The sequence below is a fragment of the Paenibacillus sp. YSY-4.3 genome (genome assembly GCF_054767475.1).
In genome coordinates this window covers 1,394,053-1,411,748 of record NZ_BAABMC010000001.1, presented here as the reverse complement: position 1 = coordinate 1,411,748, position 17,696 = coordinate 1,394,053, and the positions used below count along the sequence as shown (strand labels likewise).

12 protein-coding genes are annotated in these 17,696 nt (G+C 49.6%); 4 read left to right on the top strand and 8 right to left on the bottom strand.

Features of this window, described 5'->3' with window-relative positions; translation table 11 throughout:
- Nucleotides 1–258: 258 nt before the first annotated feature.
- Both ACYUJT_RS06495 and ACYUJT_RS06490 read right to left on the bottom strand, forming a co-directional pair.
- Nucleotides 259–3,441, bottom strand: a complete 3,183-nt coding sequence (locus tag ACYUJT_RS06495; RefSeq protein ID WP_460319623.1) for a bifunctional cytochrome P450/NADPH--P450 reductase — start codon at nucleotides 3,439–3,441, stop codon at nucleotides 259–261.
- A gap of 240 nt (nucleotides 3,442–3,681) precedes the next feature.
- On the bottom strand, nucleotides 3,682–4,830 hold the full coding sequence (locus tag ACYUJT_RS06490; protein WP_460319621.1) for a glycosyltransferase family 4 protein: 1,149 nt from the start codon (nucleotides 4,828–4,830) through the stop codon (nucleotides 3,682–3,684).
- A gap of 138 nt (nucleotides 4,831–4,968) precedes the next feature.
- On the opposite strand from ACYUJT_RS06490, the gene ACYUJT_RS06485 reads away from it, so the two are divergent.
- The gene (locus ACYUJT_RS06485) at nucleotides 4,969–5,727 is read left to right on the top strand and encodes a YheC/YheD family protein (RefSeq protein WP_460319619.1); all 759 of its coding nucleotides are present in this window, start codon (nucleotides 4,969–4,971) and stop codon (nucleotides 5,725–5,727) included.
- An 81-nt stretch (nucleotides 5,728–5,808) separates the two neighbouring features.
- Here the strand turns inward: ACYUJT_RS06485 and ACYUJT_RS06480 are convergent, their stop codons facing one another.
- Genes ACYUJT_RS06480 through ACYUJT_RS06465 form a run of 4 tightly spaced genes read right to left on the bottom strand, consistent with a single transcriptional unit; the run spans nucleotide 5,809 to nucleotide 10,878 of the window.
- Nucleotides 5,809–7,122 (bottom strand): MBL fold metallo-hydrolase, encoded by a 1,314-nt coding sequence (locus ACYUJT_RS06480; protein ID WP_460319617.1) that lies wholly within the window; start codon nucleotides 7,120–7,122, stop codon nucleotides 5,809–5,811.
- Nucleotides 7,122–8,801, bottom strand: a complete 1,680-nt coding sequence (locus ACYUJT_RS06475; RefSeq protein ID WP_460319615.1) for an ABC transporter permease — start codon at nucleotides 8,799–8,801, stop codon at nucleotides 7,122–7,124. Before ACYUJT_RS06475 ends, ACYUJT_RS06480 begins: the two co-directional genes overlap by 1 nt.
- Nucleotide 8,802: 1 nt before the next feature.
- Nucleotides 8,803–9,864: an ABC transporter substrate-binding protein gene (locus ACYUJT_RS06470; RefSeq protein ID WP_460319613.1), complete on the bottom strand. Its 1,062-nt coding sequence runs from the start codon at nucleotides 9,862–9,864 to the stop codon at nucleotides 8,803–8,805.
- Between the two features lie 39 nt (nucleotides 9,865–9,903).
- Entirely contained in the window at nucleotides 9,904–10,878 is a 975-nt protein-coding gene (locus ACYUJT_RS06465) for an ABC transporter ATP-binding protein (RefSeq protein ID WP_460319805.1), read from the bottom strand.
- A gap of 200 nt (nucleotides 10,879–11,078) precedes the next feature.
- Between ACYUJT_RS06465 and ACYUJT_RS06460 the strand changes: the two genes are divergently transcribed.
- Together ACYUJT_RS06460 and ACYUJT_RS06455 are read left to right on the top strand one after the other, a co-directional pair.
- The gene (locus ACYUJT_RS06460; RefSeq protein WP_460319804.1) at nucleotides 11,079–11,981 is read left to right on the top strand and encodes a LysR family transcriptional regulator; all 903 of its coding nucleotides are present in this window, start codon (nucleotides 11,079–11,081) and stop codon (nucleotides 11,979–11,981) included.
- A 132-nt stretch (nucleotides 11,982–12,113) separates the two neighbouring features.
- Nucleotides 12,114–12,974 carry a hypothetical protein gene (locus tag ACYUJT_RS06455; RefSeq protein ID WP_460319611.1) on the top strand — a complete coding sequence of 287 codons (861 nt, stop codon included), beginning with the start codon at nucleotides 12,114–12,116 and terminating at the stop codon, nucleotides 12,972–12,974.
- Nucleotides 12,975–13,428: 454 nt separating this feature from the next.
- On the opposite strand, the gene ACYUJT_RS06450 is transcribed toward ACYUJT_RS06455, so the two are convergent.
- Nucleotides 13,429–15,126 carry an ABC transporter substrate-binding protein gene (locus tag ACYUJT_RS06450; RefSeq protein WP_460319609.1) on the bottom strand — a complete coding sequence of 566 codons (1,698 nt, stop codon included), beginning with the start codon at nucleotides 15,124–15,126 and terminating at the stop codon, nucleotides 13,429–13,431.
- 145 nt (nucleotides 15,127–15,271) lie between these two features.
- On the opposite strand from ACYUJT_RS06450, the gene ACYUJT_RS06445 reads away from it, so the two are divergent.
- A complete protein-coding gene (locus ACYUJT_RS06445) occupies nucleotides 15,272–16,132 on the top strand; it encodes a helix-turn-helix domain-containing protein (protein ID WP_460319607.1) in 861 nt (286 codons plus the stop codon).
- Here the strand turns inward: ACYUJT_RS06445 and ACYUJT_RS06440 are convergent.
- Nucleotides 16,129–17,640 carry a glycoside hydrolase family 43 protein gene (locus ACYUJT_RS06440; protein ID WP_460319605.1) on the bottom strand — a complete coding sequence of 504 codons (1,512 nt, stop codon included), beginning with the start codon at nucleotides 17,638–17,640 and terminating at the stop codon, nucleotides 16,129–16,131. The genes ACYUJT_RS06445 and ACYUJT_RS06440 overlap by 4 nt on opposite strands.
- Between the last annotated feature and the right edge of the window lie 56 nt (nucleotides 17,641–17,696).

Sequence of the window (17,696 nt, the reverse complement as noted above, 5' to 3'; positions counted from 1 at the left end):
TTTGGCATGAATAATGTGGATTACAACCGTTAGAATTACTAAGAGCTCGTATTCCATCGATTAACGTTTGTGGCAACCGTTAGAAATAAACGAATTTTGCAATAGCAACAGTAGCCGCAATACCCGTTGCAGCCGCAAAACCAACAACCGTAACACCCGCAGTAACCGCAACACTAGCATCACACTTACCGAACGACGAAATAACCCTCTAGATATCTCCAAAACTAAACTTGGATAAATATCTAGAGGGCGTATTTCCTATACTCCCGTCCAAACATCCTTGGCGTATTGTCCTCTTAGAAGAAGATCGTCGAGCCAGGCAACAGCCTCTTCTTCAGTCGTTTGACGGATCTCCCTATACGCTTCGCGGATTGTGGCCTCTACATCTGGAGCCATGCGTGTGCCGTCTCCGCATATATACAGCCGTCCTCCCTGTTCCAGCAATGAAATAATAGTCTCCCGATCCTCATTCAACTTATGCTGAACATATTGCTTGGCTAATGGATCCTGCCGGGAAAAGGCGGTGTGCAGCTTCACGATGCCGGAATGGTTATAGCCTTCAAGCTCCTGCTTGTAAATAAAATCTTCATCAGACTTTCTGCAGCCAAAATACAAATGAGCCTCGCCAAGCTTCGCCCCTTCTGTCCGCAATGCCTCACGAGCCTGAAGGAAGCCGATGTAGGGCGCCACGCCTGTACCCGGACCGACCATGATGATCGGCGTTTGCGGATCCGCAGGAAGCTCGAATCCTGCCCCAGGTCTGCGCAAAAATACGACAACCGATTCGCCCGGCTGACGGTCTCGCAAATAATTCGAGGCGATTCCCCGGTATTGGCCGTTACCGCTGCGGGCGGGCCCTTCGACTACACCGACCGTAATACTGAGCCTGTTTCCTAGAGCCTTAGGCGAACTTGAGATCGAATAGTATCTCGGCTTCAAAGGTGGAAGCAGCTCCAAGAAACGGTCAAACGGCATCTCACAAGCCGGATACTTCTCGATCAGCTCCAGCATGCTGACTCTTTTGTGGAGCACCTCTGTTTTGTAGGTATCCTCCTCCAGCAGCGCTTCAAGCTCCTTCTTATGCGGCGGGCAAGTCGTATACGCCATAATTTCGCGCAATTGCGAACGGCTGGCCGCCTCCTGCAGCTCGACGCTGTAACCGAGCAGATCCAGCAAGCTGATCGGTCTTCCCAGTGGCAAGTGGGCGATGCTGCGCCCGCCGCCCTCCAACAGCAAATGGTCATCCGTATTCAGACGAAAGCGTTCAACAACCCGCTGAATCAAAGCAGCGGGATTTCGCGGCAGCACACCCAAGTGATCCCCTTCCTGATAATCAGCGCCTTCCGGCAATTCAATCTCGATGTACCGCGTGCTTCTAGGGCTGTCAGGGCTCTGCAGCTCCTTGTTCTGTACGACCATTGCATGAAAAGCGTCATAGCTTTCCGCTAAAGGCATCCCCGCCATTCCGCTGACATAGCTAATCGAGAGGGAGCTTTCTTTTTTATCCACTTTCTTATAGGTGAGTCCAAAAGCGTCCATGATGCCAGCCCATAGCGCCTCTCTCCACGCTTCATACTCTTTCTCGAAGTCGCCGCTGGCATCGCCTTCCCCGCGTTCAACCAAACGTGCGGCGCCGAGCGCTTCAAGACGCTCATCAATATATACCGGGATCCGTTGATACGTACTGGCCCAGTTATGATCTCCGCAGCCGAAGACGGTATAACGCACCCCTCGCAATTTTCCTTCTTCCTCGCCGCTCAGCCATTCCACAAACTGCTTGCCGTTGTCCGGCGGGTTGCCGTTATACGAAGCGGATACGATAATTACCGCTCCCTCCGTGGGCAGTTTGCCGATTCGCGAGTCCATGCTCGCCGATTCGCTATTGAAGCCGAGCATCTTTCCATGCTCCGCCAGCTCGCGTGCTATGCCTTCGGCCGTCCCGAGATTGGAGCCGTATAGTACCAGCAAAGGCGTATCATGTCCCTTCAGCTCTGGATTGGCTGTGATATTCAGCGCGCTGTCCTGCGGTTTAGGCGTATTTTCTTCAATCGCCGCGGCAGCCATCGGCTGCTGTCTAACTTTCACCTGGATCGTAAATTGATCCGGCTTTAGCGTCAGCGTTTCTTTGACTTTTAGCTCGTAATTGGTATGGTCGATCAAGTCGAAGTGCTTGAGTACCATCCCCAGCGTCAGCGTGGCCTCATGCAGAGCAAACTGCTGCCCGATGCACGCCCTCTGACCATTGCCGAAGGGCTTGAAGGCATGATGCGGAATCTTCCCATCATCTTCGAACCGTTCGGGACGGAACACTTCGACGTCGTCTCCCCATACCTCCTTGTCGCGATGCAGTTGAGGGATTAACACCGTGACCGTATCATCCTTGGGAATGGCATACTTCCCGCCGATGACGGTATCTTCCTTGGCATATAAAGAAAACGCCGGTGCCGTCGGCCATAACCTTAAACTTTCGTTCAAAATCATGCGAATGTATTTCAATTCCCTGACCTGCTTGTAGGTCGGGACAGAGCCGGTAAGAATCCGATCGACCTCCTCCTGGGCTTTCCGGAGCTTATCCGGGTTTTTCAGGAGATAATATATAGCGAAGGACAGCAACCCGCTAGTCGTCTCGTGGCCGGCAATCAGGAACGTAATGATCTGGTAACGAATATTTTCGTCATCCAGCATCTCCCCGGTTTCCGGGTCTTTGCTCGTCAGCATATGAGCCAGCAAATCATCCTTGCTGTCCGTTTTACCGGCGCGCCGTTCCGAAATGATTTTGTCCACAGTGGAGAACATCGATTGAATATCGTGCTGGAACTGACGCTTCGTAATGAGCATCAATTTATTTTGAATGCCGAGCCGCTGCCCCTGATTCATCGCTTCGTCCAACGCACGGGTCATACTGACGACGAACGGATGCGGCTGATCCCGGTAGAAACTGTTGAAACGGAAATTAAAACCACAGAGCCCGATCGTATCCAGGGTTAGCCGCGTCATGTCATCCGGGACATGTACCCCCTCGTCCGGATTGAGCCGTGCCCATTTCTGAACGAGCTGCAAGGCGATATCCACCATCATGTTATGGTAACCTTGCATCGCTCTTTGACTGAAGCTCGGGAGCAGAATGTGATGGGCCTTCTGCCAATTCGGTTCGTAAGTCCAGCTGGTGAACAAGCCGTCGCCCGTAAAAGCACGCACTCTTTGCAGCGGGCTCCAGACATTTTTGTCAAACCTGGACTGATCGCACGCCTCCTCGACGAGCTGATGCCCGGATATGAGCGTCAGATGTCCACCCGGCAGTTCTACTCTGAAAATAGGTCCGTATTCCTTAGCCAGCTTCACTAAAGATTGGACGGGCTGATCCGTATCAATGTCGGGGAGGTTGCCGAGAATACCTTTGGTTTTGGGTTGGGGAATAACATGATTCGTTTGCTTGTCCATCCGTGGTTTCTCCTTTTGTTTTTAACCTCGATTAGATCTTCTATTGCCATAAAATTATACACAAATTTACAACAAAAGCAAAAAAAGGCCTGATTTCTCAGGCTTAATACGTCGATGGACGTTTTGCTTATTGATTCCTAACGATCTCAACAACCTCTTTCGAGATTTGGTCTCCACCCTGCCTCTTCCATTCCACTACAAAATCATCAAAAGCACTTAAGGGCAAATCGCATAATACTCCTATTTATGCAAATATATCGACATTAGCCTGTCGGCTGTTTGCCGCCATGTAAAATGCTGAATTACACTGCTTCTTGCTTTGGTTCCCATACTGCGTCCCAGCTCCTTCTTCTTTCCAAGTCTTATCAAATATTGTGCAAACCGTTCAGCACGCCAGTAATCTTCTACCAAAAAACCACTGCCCTCATGCTTCACAATTTCAGGAATTCCACCAATTTTCGAAGCAATCACGGGCAATCCTGAAGCCATGGCTTCAACATTCACCAAGCCAAAGGCTTCGTGCTTTTGGGAGGGACAAACAAAACAATCCGCAGCCTGATATACCTTATGAATATCGGAATGTTTCTGTTTGCCCAGCCATTTTACAGGTACGTTTAATTTGGATGCCATAGCTCGCAGCTGTTTCATGTACGAAGCGCTCCCCCGTCCCGCGACGACCACTTGAAGAGGAATTTCTTTCCTGGCAATGCTGGCCGCTTTGAGCAATATCGGAACACCCTTACGCGGAATAACTCGCCCTACAAACAGAGCTGTATATCTATCGTCTATGCCATGCTTTTTCCTGTATCTGGCCCGATCAGCCTGGGTTGCCGGGTGAAATCTGCCCGTATCCACCCCAAGCTCAACGGTGCGGATTTTTTGTGCCACATCTGGGAAACGGTTGATTAATTTTTGTTTCAGTGAACTGCTGTTAGCGATGATGAGTTTGGCATGCCTCAAGCTTCTTGCAACGCTGCTCGCAGCCGGTACAAATGTGAGTGAATGCAAGAATAAGGTTACTTTCATTTTCGGAAAAGCCTGCTGGATGGATGCCATATAATGAGGCCGATTGTCAACCTGAATGACGTCAAAAAACTTCCCCTGAATAAAACGAAGAACAGAGGCTATATAAACCTTTGCGCTGCCCGATGGAACCCTGGCGATGGTTACGCCACCCTCGTTGCTTTGAGCAGGCAGCCCCTTTGAAGCTCTGCTTACGATAGTCACCTTATGTTTATTTGCAAGCTGTTTGGCGATAGCGATAATACATATTTCTACCGATCCGTTTCCAGGAACAGGGATCTGTTCCGGAGCAACGATTAAGATGTTCATGTTTCCCTCTCCTTCTCGGAGCACAAATTCGGTTTGAACACTAATATACGTATTCAATCTTTTGGAATGAGTATAGTCTGAGGATTTGTTTTTTGTAAAATGTATAAAATGCCTACTCGCACATGGGTGAGTACACATAGAATGTGAGAAGATGAACGTCATGCTGCAACAAGTTAATCAGGAGGGATCCAGAGGATGAGCACAAAGAAATCATTTAGAGTAGTGATGAATAAATGGGTCAAAACAAAAGTACTTCTAAAAAGCAAACAAGTTCTCCCTTTTATTCCGGATACCCGGAAATTCAGTGACTCCACCTTGAAGAAAATGCTGAAGCTTTATAGCATGGTATACATTAAACCTGAGATCGGACTTCATGGGAATGGAGTTATACGTGCAAGGCTGCTAAAAACTGGTGAATATACGTACCAAATTGGAACAACGGCAAAAACCTTTAAGGATTACAAATCATTTTACAAATCGATACAAAATTATACGAACAAGAAAAGCTACCTTATTCAGAAGGGCATTCATCTATTGAAGTATAACAAACGGCATTTTGATACCCGAGTCATGGTACAGCTAGATCCAAAAGGAATATGGGAAACGACGGGTATCATCGGAAGGGTAGCCCATCCTAAAAAAATCGTGACCAATTATCACAGTGGCGGTACACTTATGGATATCAAACGCCTCTTCGCTGCTCACACCTCAAATCGCGAAATTCAAAAGAAGATTCATACGCTTAACGAGCTAGGTGTAACTACTGCAAAGTCTCTCCACAAGAAATATCCTGGAATTCAGCAGATTGGCATGGACATTGGATTCGATCATACCTGGACACCATGGATTATTGAAGTAAACACCAATCCGGATCCCTATATATTCAACAAATTAACGGATAAATCGATGTACAGAAAAGTGATTCGTTACAAAAAAGCTGCTGCTGCGAAATAATGACTAATAACGATCTGGCCGAATAATATAGCAAAATGAAGCGGCAACCTCTTAGGGTCACCGCTTCATTTTGCAATTACCTTATATATTTAACGCAGCCCCCGGCTGCAAGGAATACATCCCTTGCCCCCCCTCCTCCGCCAGCCTCATCACCACTTGATCGGTTGCCGGTTTGGGAGCATGAACCAGAACCGTATGCCGACTAGGGACTTCATGCAGCATAACCCGGACATCATTTAATCCCTGATGGATTTTGTAGCCCATCTGGATCACCTCACAGTATGTCCCCTCGATTTCTCCTATTAGCAGCTGGCGAGCGAAGGTTCCTTCACTTGCATGGCCGGAAATGACAATAGCATGGACTGCCGAAGAGGAAAGACGCTCCACATACCAGCGGGCTCGAACCGATTCCATCATGCCGTCCGTTGTAAAAATGATAAGGGGATTCTCTCCCAGCAGCAAACGAAGTCGATCTTCCTGGCTGCCAGGTACATGAACATTCGGAGAAACCATCGCCTCTTTAATATCATGAATAATCCCCGGCCGAAGCCAATCCTTCCACTCTGCCATCTGTTGCAATCCTTCACGGATTTCTTGTTCAAGCAGGATATGTTGTGTCGGGAATGAACTTAATACCCATAACAATAAATCCTGTCCCCGGCCAAAAGCAGGAACCGGCAGCAGTACATGCCCTCCTCGCTCCTGTACTTCGAGAATAAACTGCCGGAGCCCGTGCAGCTTCTGATTTTGCGATTGTTCATCTATGCCGTACGCATTATCGATGATCGATAGGGTCGCCTCTGGCGGGAGCTGGTTTGGACTTTCAGATGATTCGTAGAAAGTATGCACACCAGGTGAATCATTAGCCAGCAGAGCGGATTCCCGGCTGAAATCTCCGGAGAAAAATATACGATTCCCTTCCAGCTGCAACCGCAGCCATACGGAACCAAGCATATGGCCGCTCCGCCCCCATTGCACACTAAGCCCATCCGAGAGAAGGAACCAATCACCAGCTCCCGCTTCTTCCTCCAGAATGCGAAAACGCATGGCTGAAATATGCGTATGGTCATAAGGAAGCTCCCCGCCGCGTCCCTCTACATATTTGCGCCAATTAGCAAAATAAGATTTCAGCTGCAAAACGGTTGGCTTGGTCGTCCAGATTTCTCCTTGATAACCATGCTTGTATAGCAGCGGCAAAGCCATGGAATGATCCTCATGCGCATGCGACAGAAATACTGCTGTTAACTGAGGAATCAGCTCTTCCTCAAGCAAGGGATACTGTCCGATCCCCTCTTTCTTTACGCCGCAATCGAGCATGATCCGATGCTGTTCTCCTGTTAGCACATAACAAGAACGGCCATGCTCGCCGGCACCGCCCCATATTCTTAATTCCATCAGGACGAGGTCCACTTTCTTTTAGAGCCCATAGCTTCCAACAGGATGAGCAGAATAGTCGTTAACCCTACTGAGATAACAGCCATCGCCATACCGAGCGATACTTGACCCTGCTCGAACTGAGCATAGATATACGTAGCCGAGGTCTTAACAGACGGAGGCAATATGAGCAAGGAACCAACCAGCTCACGAGATGCAATCGTGAAAGTCATCATCCATCCGGCCAGCATTCCCGGAATAATGAGCGGCAGCAGCACTCTGCGGAAAATGTATCCCGGTTTTCCGCCAAACACCTGACCTGCGTGAAACAACGAAGGATCAATTTGGGTGAACGCGCTTTTGACGTACTGTACCGTATAAGGAACAAATAATACAACATAGGTGAGAATGACCATGCCGTAAGTGTTATAGAGCGGTATCGGCATCCAAGGAGAATTCCATAACAGAATCAGACCTACAACGAGCACAATCCCCGGTACTGTATTCGGCAGCAGACTGAACAAATCAATCGTTCGCTGCAGTCGGGTCCTGGATCGCTCGATCACCACGGCGAACCAGGTGCCGAGAAATACGGCGATGGTGGAAGCGGCCAAAGACAGCCATAGACTGGTCAGCAGCGCCTTCATGCTGGGGGAATTCCAGCTCAACAGCTCTTTGTAGAAATCGAGCGTAAAGTTGTTCCAGGCTAAGCCGACTCCCCGCAGCTTCATTGTAGAAGCCGCTACTATGGAAAAGTACGGGATGCCAACCGACACGAGCAGAAGCAAAAACGCGTAGATCCCTCCTGCCCAATGCAGCCAGCTTCCGCTGTCCATCGCGGAACGGCGTACGCCTTTTCCTCCGACTAGCCCATAAGTATATTTGCGGTTCACCAGAGACTGCGCGTACCAGACCAGCAGGCAGGTGGTGAGCAGCACGGATGACAGTGAAGTTGCTTTGCCGAAATCGATCGGCCAGCTGGATATATACTTATGAATTTCAGAGGTCATGACCTCGTAACCGATACGTTTGCCAAACGTAACCGGCGTTCCGAATTCAGCAATCGTCTTGACGAAAACAAGCATCGCTCCCATGCCAAAAGCCGACAACAGCAGCGGAGCGACAACCCGGCGGAAACGGTACATGAACGGCGCTCCCATGACAGCAGCTGCTTCTTCCATATTTCCGCCTACTCTTTCCAGCGCACCGCGCAGCAGCAAATACAGGAACGGATAAAGATGCAGACTCATGATCGCGACCATTCCACCAAAGGAGAAGAACGCCCCCCCAAGCCCGGCAAGACCCGGAGCAAGCTGCTCCAGGTAGCCGTTCTTTTGCATGAACAGAATCCAGCCCATCGAACCGATATAAGGCGGTGTCATAAAAGGGATCAGGAATACGATTTCGAGCCAGCGCCACCGGCTGAGTCTGGTATTTACCATCACCCAGGCCAGAGGCAGTGCAAGCACTGTCGTTCCCAGAATGACACATACACCTAGCCAGATTGAAGCCAGCAGTACGCCCATCATTTCTGAATTTGCCAGGGTGCGCAGCGGGGCTGACCACTGCAGCTGTCCATCCCGGTATACGCTTTGAATGAAGATTTCGGCCAGAGGCACGACGATAAGCAGACCTAGAACTAGTAGTGCAAGCACCATCGACCAGATTTTGAACTGACGTTGTTGTAAGGGTTTATTCATGTTATTTAAATAGCTTTGTGAATTTATCCGTTACATCCGATCCTTGCTCGCCCATCCAATCCCAGTCCGTCTTCAGCAACGGGATTTCATCCAGGTTGGCGCGGTTCTCCGCTTTGATATCCGTACGGCCCGGCAGCAATGCCGCATCGGAGACCAGCTTTTGTGCCTCATCGGAGAGCAGATAATCGATAAATGCTTTTGCGTTCTCTTCATGCTTGGTGGACTTCAAAATAGCGGCAGGACGCGGGCTGATCACGGTACCTTCCTGTGGATAGACGATATCGATCGGCTCGCCTTTGGCTTTGGCTTTGTAGGTCATATAATCGACCGCACTGGCAACGATACTCTTGGCACCAGTAATGACAGGATCAAGCGCTTCCTGGTTGGCGCCGGCCATGGCTACGCCGTTAGCCTTATACTGCTCGAACAAGGACCAGCCGCTCTCGCCTTTGTCGCTGAGATAGCCTGTAATGAAATCAAGTGCAGAGCCGGACAGCGACGGATCCGGAATATTGATCTGGTCTTTGTATTCCGGCTTAGCGAGATCACTCCAGGATGTCGGCGGTGTCGTGATGAGCTTCGTATTATAGGCGATGCCAAGCGCCGATGCACTGGTGCTAAAGTAGTTGCCTTCCGGGTCGGACCAATCCTTGTTCAGTTTGTCCGCATTTTTAGCTTCCGGGTATGGCAGCGTCAAGCCTTCGTTCTTAAGGCCTTGAGCGGATGGCAGTGAGGCCAGAATAACGACATCGGCTACCGGGTTGGACTTCTCAGCTTCCAAACGGGCCAGAATTTTGCCGGTTGTGCCTTGAAACATTTCTACTTTGATGCCGGTTTCGGTTTGAAACTCTTCGATCAGCTTGTTCGCCAAGCCTTCCGGGCCTGCCGTATATACGGTAAGCGTCTTGTCTACTGCTTGCGCAGGCTTGTTTTCTGCACTTGCCGGAGCTGCTGTATCTTGGGCGGTATTGCCGTTTCCACAGCCGGCCAATGCAGCTCCTAGCGTCAGAGTCAGCACAAGTGCGCTTCCTTTTTTCCATGCATTGCGTGTCAAGTTAAACATCATCATTTCCCCTTTTGTTCGTTTTCTTGAATCGAATGATTAATTCCCGTTCAATCGGTGAATGCAGCACTGCGGCAGATAAACGGTTACCTCTGTTCCTTCTTTCAGCCGCTCCGGATAATAGACCAGCCATGACTCGGCAGCCTCGTCCGCCTTCAATCTCACTTCATACCTGTCTCCAACATAACTGACCTGCGCAACCATGGCATTATAGGATTGAACATCCTGTCCTCCCGGCTTGAACCGGATATGCTCCGGTCTGAACATGGACTGTCCGTCTGCCAGCCAATTGGACTTCCCGATGAACCGGGCAACGAACGGATGGTTCGGCTGATTGTAGATTTCTTCCGGCGCCCCTTGCTGCAGCACCTGTCCGCTATGCATGACAATTACCTCATCCGACATGGACATCGCTTCGATCTGATCATGCGTAACATACAGAGCGGTTAACCCCATTTCCCGCACCAGATACATCATTTCCAGACGCATCTCATCCCGCAGCACCGCATCGAGCGCACTCAGCGGCTCATCGAAGAGAACCAGCTTCGGCTGTGTGGCGACCGCTCTCGCAAAGGCCACCCGCTGCTGCTGCCCCCCAGACAGCTGGTGCGGATACCGCTGCTCCATGCCGTTCAGCCTAACTTTATCTAGTGCTTCCATTACCCTGTCACGAATCCCGTTTTTTCGTCCGGTTGCCCTTAATCCGAAAGCCACATTTTCAAAGACGGTCATATGCGGCCAGAGCGCAAAATCCTGAAACACCATCCCGAAGCCGCGCCGATGAGGCGGTACTTCTCTCGCCCCGCTGTACAGGATCTCCTCGCCGAAGCTGATGCTTCCCGTATCCGGCCGCTCAAGACCGGCGATGAGCCGCAGCAACGTGGTTTTTCCGCAGCCCGAAGGTCCGAGCAGCGTCGTGAACTTTCCCTGGCGGATGACTAAGTCCGTTGGATGCAGCGCAATATTCCCGCCAAAGCTTTTGCTCACGCCGCGTATGTTCAAATCCATTCTGATGATTCCCTTCCTAGTTCAGCTTTTGGCACGTCTCATTGCTCTGACGTTCCTACAATAACCAGTCTACCTGGGCGAGTGCAGGACAGTATTACCGTTATGTAAAACGAGAATTAATTATTTCGATGAACAGCATTTACATTCATAGATTAAATCTATATAGAGAATAAGCTCATAGAGATACAAGGAGGGAACTTCAGATGATGAATCTTAACTTATTGAAGCTGCAGATTGTCGAACTGCTGGAGAAGCACCATAAAATTACCACGGTGGCCGACCTGCTCGGACTCAAACAGCCCACGGTTACCTTTCATATGAAAAATCTGGAACGCGACTTTGGCGTCAAATTGTTTGATGCCCGCATGGGACGTATTATCCTGACAGATGCCGGCCATGCCCTGCTTCATTACGCGACCAAAATCAACGCCCTTGCGGCGGAAGCCCAAAGAGTCGTCAACGATTTTGATACACTGCGGCAGGGAACGCTGTCCATCGGAGCCAGCTATGTGCCTGCGACCTACATATTGCCGGCAATACTCGATTCTTTTACCAAATCTTATCCGGGCATAAGCATCTCGCTATCCGTCAAAACCGCGCCAGCCGTCACGCAAATGCTGCATTCCCATGAGATCGATGTCGGTCTTATTTCAACCGGCCCTTTTCGCCATGCCACGCTGAATGCTCAAGCGCTCTGCAAGGACGAGCTTGTTCTGGTCTGCTCCCCTGCTCATCCGTTTGCGGAAGCTGCCGAATGGACGCCGGAACTGATTGCTGCCTCATCCTTCGTGCTGCACGGCAAAGCATCCAGTACGCGGCGGATTACAGATCAGTGGCTGGAGCAGCGGGGCATTAGCCCCTTCTCCAGACTTGAGCTCGACTCACTGGAGACCATCAAGCAGGCGGTTATGCTGGGCGAACATATCTCCTTCATCTCACGGATGGCTGTTCAGTCTGAGGTGAATCGGGGACTGCTGCAGATGTGGCCGATTCCCGGCCTTCCTGCCGAACGCCAGATATACGCGATAACTAATCAGGATCGCTATATGTCGGCAACAAGCAGCGGGTTCATTGAGCTCCTGGATCAATGGCGGCAATCCTTTCAATAATCTCTCTTGGCCTGCCAAGAATTAATCGTGCTTTTTTTAACCGGAGCGCTTCATTCTGTTGATTTGGGTTTGACAAAGTACCCTTACAGTAGATAACGAACCACATATTTCCATATTAAAGGAGCTGAAATGATGAAGTTAAAAACGAAAACGGTCAAAACAATTATTATCGCCGCATTAAGCGCGGTCATGCTGTCTGCAAGCTGGCAGGCCCCTGTCAAGGTGGAAGCCGCAGCCAACGCCGTTCCAACGTACGAAGTTAAATTTCTGCTGAATTCCGATCTTGTATTGAAAGATGATCTTACGTTACGGGATCAAGTGAAGAATGCTTTTCATATGGAGGAGCCAGCTGCACGATTGCTGGTGGAATACTTCGATACAGCATCCCTATCGTTGAACGATTCGGGCTGGAATGTACGCTTCCGCAAAAAAGAAGATAAAAAGAAGTACGAAATGACCTACAAAAAGCGGTACACCGTGACGAACGGGAATATCACCGCCGCTTTGGATCAAGCCAACCGTGAAGGCTTCAGCGCGTCAGATACGAATTATGAGGCGGAAATCGACTGGGGGTACAGCAAGCAAACGCTCAGCTTCTCGAACACGAAGGACGTAACGGCATCTACAGGGCTGACTTTGCCCAGCAGCAAGGATGCGCTGGAAATGCTGGTAAGCAGCATTCCCGGCAAGCTTGATAAGACCAATGCTCCCGGCTGGGGAACAACCGCATTGAAGCAAGCCTACGCGCACGGCCCTGTTCTAGTTAGCAAATACAGCGGGACTTTCGAAGGCCTGGAGACGGCGATTGAATTATGGCCCATTGTCAGCGCGGATGGCACAGGTACGGAGAATATTGTAGAGATTTCATTCAAGACCAATCAGTATCAGACAGCAGCATCGGGCCGCGATCAACTTTTGCAGCTGCTGGAAGCCAAGGGCTGGCTCGTGCCAGCCGACTCACTCAAGACAAATCTGGTGCTGGAACGATATTAAGAAGGGGCTGTCCAATAAATCCCTAAAATAAAAGCTGGACGGAAAACATTACATTTTCCGTCCAACTTCTTTATACACCTGACATTACTGGTGTGAGGTAGTTGATTGTCGGCTGTGTGGCCAGTAGTGTGGCCAGCTGTGTGGCAGGTGGGCAACGGGATATTTGCTATCCTATCGGACACAGGCGACGCTATTTGTGAAATAACGAGGAATTTTGAGAGCTAACGGACCTACGTTCCGTTATTGATCTCAAAAACCTGATTATTGAGTCAATTTGGTCGAATAACGGAACCAGGGTCCGAAGACATTCCAAAGAGGGCCTATTTCAACAAATAACGGAACTCCTGTCCGTTAGTGGGTGAACAGTCCTACGAGTTCAGCCATTATCATCAGTTTTATCAGTTTCATCAATTCACAAATTCACAAATGCCAGCCCCCAAACCACACTATGAAGTTATTGAACATCTTTGCCCGTGAAAAGCGTGACTCTCGCTTTAACAAGCTCTGTGTATTCTTGCTCCATCTTCTCGGCGCCGACCTGGTTTAATTCGGCGATAAAAGCATCATAGATTTTATCGAAGTCGCCCGATTTGGCTAATACGGCTTCAGGAATCCGTTTGCGAACGATATCCTGCGTTTTTTTATAAATGATTTGGTAATCCCCGTCTGTCGGTACCTGCATATTGTACAAGGCGCCCCACTCTTTAACGGGAAACTCATCTTCGCTAGGAAAAAGATCTTTCCAGGTGGTGGCGTTATACGCGGCCAATGTTTCCTTCTCGGCATCCGAGTAGCTGGCGATGATCTGTTCAGGGAAGTTGGCCGTGTAGTAATTGCCCGTAGAATCTTTTACGCCGTCACCATAGCGGACCCCGAAGATGGGATACAGATTAATGCCGCTTTGCTTGGTGAAATTGGTGGCATCATTTACTTTTTGGTTAAGAACATTTGCAGGAATAACGCGTTTGCCATCCTCCATGTTGTAATGCTTGCCTTCAATTCCCCAGTTTCTCAGCACTTGGCCCTCGTCCGAAGACAGCCAGTCGATAAATTTGATCGCGCGTAGCGGGTCTTTACATGCCGTCGTGATACTTATGCCGTAGCCATCGACTCCGATGGACTGCATGGTGTGATCCTTGTACTGCTCGCCCATCGTCACGGGAAAATGTCCGTAAGTATACTCCTCTTTGCCCGCGGTTTTTAGAGCATTCTCGGCGTCCTGGTATTCCCATTTCACAGAAGTTAGGCCCAGCACGCGGCCGCTGGCGATTTTCGCTTTGTACTGGTCTTCTTTTTGTACGAAGGAATCCTTGTCCAGCAACCCTTCATTATACATGTGGTTCAGCCAGCGGAAATATTCCTTCTCTTCCGGTCGTTTATAGTGAAGCATAGCTTCATAGGTATTCGGATCTACAAAATATTCACCGTCGCCGGGAATGCCGGTTGTGAAAGCCGCTTGATTCGTTACCGTAATCATGATCTTCCAATCGTCGGCATTCAGCGTGAGCGGAATGGTAGGTTGTCCATCGGTCGTCGGATGCTTGGCTGTGTATTCTTTGAGCACGCTTTCAAAATCCTGGACCGTTTTGATTTCCGGATAGCCAAGCTCTTTCAGCACGCGCAACTGAACCTGGAAACCGCTGTTGGCGTCAAAAATCTGCTCACCGACCCCGACATTGGTAGGAATGGCATAGATCGCCGGATCGTCATTGCTATATTTCATGCGGTTCATGTTATCACTCATGACCTTCTTAATATTAGGAGCATGTTGGTCGATGAGATCGGTTAAATCAAGAATAGCTCCGGCGTCTATAAGAGCTCCGAGCTCCCCTTTTGCATAAATCAGATCCGGATATTGCCCGCTGGCTGCCATCAAAGCGATTTTGCTTTGTCCGCCGCCGCTGCCGACATCGTATTCCGCCTCAAGGGTAACGCCTGTTTTGGCCGTGATTGCTTTCCCTACATCATCCTGCATGTTATTCCAGTTCGGGCTTGCGTCAGCGCCGAAAAAGGTAAACGTAATCGGACTCGCCTCATCCTTGCCAGCCTCAGAATTGGCGGTGCTGCCTCCTGAGCTGCTGCATCCAGCAGATATGAGCAGCATACCGCTAACAATCAGAGCTGCAAGTTTATTTGCTATTCTCCCTCTCATCTTCATCATTTCCCCCTTCATGTTATAAGGAATTTATTTGCTTACTCATCATTTTAGTTTACGGATTAAAGCTAAAACCTTGATTTTCAAGTCATGCAATAGCATGATATAGACATTAATGATTCTTGGTCGGGTGGGGTATTTTTTGAGCAATGTGTATTTAAACTGGTTTACGACGGATGCGCAGTTCCCCTTTTTTATTCAATACGGCGGACATGAAGCAGACACGTCCCTTCATCAGCATATGGACTTCTCCGAGCTTGTTATCGTGCTGAACGGGAATGCGACCCATATTGTCAATGACGAAGCGTCATTTATCAAGAAAGGCAATGTTTTTGTCATAAACGGCGGTACTACGCATGGCTTTAAAGACCCCGTTGATTTTAAAATTTGCAACATTATGTTTAAACCGGAGATGCTGCGGTCTGCCGGTCCTGATCTAAAGACTTCCAACGGCTTTCAGGCGCTTTTCATTTTGGAACCGTTCTATCGCCATATCCACGCCTACAAAAGCAAACTGAACATGTCCATATCCAGTCTTGAACACGTCTCCTCGCTCATTTCCGTCATGATCGAGGAGTACAGCATGAAGCTTCAGGGCTACCAGACGATGCTCGCTTCCCGCTTTATGGAGCTCATTGTCTACTTGTCCAGACAGTATGACAATCAGGAAACAGCCTTGGACAGCAGCCTAATGCATCTAGCGAATGCGATCTCCTATATAGAAGATCACTATCTCGAGGCGATGACCCTGGAAGAAATTGCAGCGAGATCGAATATTTCCGTGAGGCACCTGAACCGGATATTTAGGGACTATTACCAAACGACGCCGATTGCTTATCTGCAGCGGCTCCGGTTAGAACGGGCGTGCTCCCTATTAAAACAGACAACTCTTCCGATTACGGAAATATCATACGAATGCGGGTTTAATGATAGCAATTATCTCGCGCGATTGTTCAAAAAAACATATGGCGTCTCGCCGAAATCCTACCGGCAAAATCGTTAATCGAGCGGTTCATAATCGAACCAATCGAAAAACGCTGGCGTAGCCGGCTTCGTTTTACAGGCGGCATACATTGCAATATATACCCCCGTAAAGCCGCCTGCTACTTCAGTAGACAGCAGATGAGCCTCCCCCCATCCCATTTCAATGATATCGAACTGATGAGGCCGAATCGAAAACTCGAATTTATCGGGGCGGGCTTCTATGTTGAGCACCACCGGCCCTGCTGGGCAATTGCGAATCTCCTCTACCCTTAGCGATCCAACGGTCCGGCGGAAAACAACCATTTTCCGTCCTTCCATGGATCTTACGGCAAGATCATAATGATGCTTCTCATTCATATAAACGGTTAAGCCCGCTTCTTCCCCCTCATGCATCGGTTCAAATTCCATCGCCGCGGAAGCATGGCAGGAGAAATGGCATAGCCGGCGGCCGACAAAGGCTGGAGAACCGGCATCATCCAATGACGTCTGATTTCCACGCAGCGTCAAATACCCCGGACGTTCCAGCAATGACCAGCTTTCCGGCTCCGGATTCCGCAGAAACGTCCAGTCCAAACCTAATTGTGCATCGTTGAACTCATCCCGGACGGGTCGATCCGGCCACCGGACTTCAGGCAGCAGCGGCGCGTCCATGACGGGCTCGATCCGGCCGCCATTGCCAATGACTGGCCAACCGTCATCCGTCCAGCTCACTGGGGCGAGGAAAACCTCTCTTCCAAGATGATGTCTCATCGGATAAGAGACGGGTCTGATGCCTAAGCAAACACTCCACCAGCTGCCGTCCTGAATCTGAATTAGATCCGCATGCCCCGTCGCGTGTATGCTGCTCTTCATGCTCCTGTTCGAAAGAATAGGATTATTCGGACATCCTTCATAAGGACCGTACGGATCGGTGCTTCTGGCGATCGTCACCATATGGCCGTATTCGGTTCCGCCTTCGGCGATCATTAAATAATAATAGCCATTCATTTTGTACACATGCGGAGCTTCCGGATGCGCTCCCCCTGTCCCCTTCCAGATCAGCCGGCTCTCTGACAGCATGCTCCCCGTTTCAATATCAATCTCGCATTGATAAATACCGTCCCCCTGATCGCCTGTACGGGTCGATTGAAAGAATACACGGCCGTCAGCATCAAATAGCAGCGACGGGTCTATGCCGTTCTGCGCCACCGGTATTGGGTCAGACCACGGCCCGGAGGGCTCTGTAGTTTTTACATAGAAATTTCCGATACTGCTGACGTTACTCGTCGTCATATAGAACCAACCGTCATGATAGCGGATTGTCGGTGCGAAGATTCCGCCCGAGCTCCATGCATTAGCAAGAGGCAGTTGGCGCTTTGACGTAAGGCAATGTCCGATTTGCTGCCAATTTACAAGATCTCTGCTGTGAAAAATAGGGACTCCGGGAAAATATTCAAACGAGCTTGTCACCAAATAGTAGTCGTCGCCCACCCGGCAAATGCTGGGGTCAGGATAAAATCCGGGGATTACGGGATTGGCATACTGCATCAAGGCTGCACTCCTATTCATACCGAAATTTTTAAATCTCGATGTTCATTGTAGTT